Raw genomic sequence first — 1,265 nt, 5'->3', positions numbered from 1 at the left:
CCTCAGAAGCTACAAACAGAATAGATAAGTTGTTAGTAGCCAACTCGAGCTCCTTTCGGAATAACAACAATGCCCTCTTCCGACACATGGAAATGCTTTTTATCTTCTTGAAGATTCACACCAATTTGAGTTCCAGGTGCAATATCGGCATCCTTGTCGACAATAACACGACGTAACACACAGCCTTCGCCAATTTTTACGTCACCTAATAGGATACATTCGCTAATATCACACGCGGATGCAATATTGCTGCGAAATCCAAGTACTGACTTCTCGATACGAGAACCACGAACATAACTGCCATTACATACCAAGCTATCGATGATCTGCACTCGACCGTTGTCTGAATCGGTAAACGTTGCAGGTGGCAATGGTGGGTAATAGGTATGAAGAGGCCACTTACGGTTGTACAAAGAGAATGGCGCGTCTTTTTCCAATAGATCCATGTGCGCTTGCCAGTACGCATCAATCGTACCTACATCACGCCAGTAAACCTCTTCTTTCTCACCACTGATTCTGTTGGTGCTGAAGTCATAGACAAAAACGTCACCACGAGGGAACATTTTCGGGATGATATCTTTACCAAAATCATGTGAGGAAGCTTCATTGTCTGCATCTTCCACGAGTTCAGAAAATAGAACTTGTGCTTCGAATACGTAGTTCCCCATCGAGACTAACGCGAAATCTGGTTCTCCAGGAATCGATTTTGGATTAGCGGGTTTTTCCTCAAAGCCAATCATTCTGCCTTCAGCATCAACCTCTATTACACCAAACTGAGAAGCTTCTTTTAGTGGCATGCGCAGTGCAGACACCGTCAATGACGCCTTCTTCTCCGTATGGAAGTTCAGCATCTGCTTGATGTCCATCTTGTAAATGTGGTCAGAGCCAAAGATACAAACCTGATCCGGTTCTTCAAGCTCCATAAAACGTAGGTTCTGATAGATAGCATCTGCAGTGCCTTCATACCAACGCTTACCCGTACGCATTTGCGCAGGAATTGGGTCAATAAAGCGATCAGTAATACCATTAATGTTCCACCCTTTTTTCAAGTGATGGAAAAGTGACTGAGATTTAAATTGAGTAAGGACATAAATGCGCATCAAATCCGCATTTACAAAGTTGTTTAGAGCGAAATCAATCAGCCGATAACTTCCACCAAAAGGTACCGAAGGTTTACTACGGGATTCAGTTAAAGGTCTCAAACGAGAGCCTTCACCGCCAGCAAGAATCATTCCCAAAACACCAGCCATTTGTTGTTCTCCATA

Annotated in this window: 1 protein-coding gene; it reads right to left on the bottom strand. The window is 43.6% G+C overall.

The genetic code is table 11. The annotated features are described in order from the left end of the window. Positions 1–32 precede the first annotated feature (32 nt). Positions 33–1,250 (bottom strand): glucose-1-phosphate adenylyltransferase, encoded by a 1,218-nt coding sequence (gene glgC, locus R7E00_RS23895; RefSeq protein ID WP_005457246.1) that lies wholly within the window; start codon positions 1,248–1,250, stop codon positions 33–35. Positions 1,251–1,265: the final 15 nt, after the last annotated feature.

The sequence above is a fragment of the Vibrio sp. Vb1755 genome (genome assembly GCF_033338635.1).
GTDB lineage: Bacteria > Pseudomonadota > Gammaproteobacteria > Enterobacterales > Vibrionaceae > Vibrio > Vibrio alginolyticus.
Note: the sequence above shows the minus strand (reverse complement) of the source record. Positions and strands in the feature narration are given on the sequence as shown.

Coding starts and splice junctions, on each gene's coding strand:
- glgC (WP_005457246.1), bottom strand. CDS start 1,250: ATGGCTGGTGTTTTGGGAATGATTCTTGCTGGCGGTGAAGGCTCTCGT.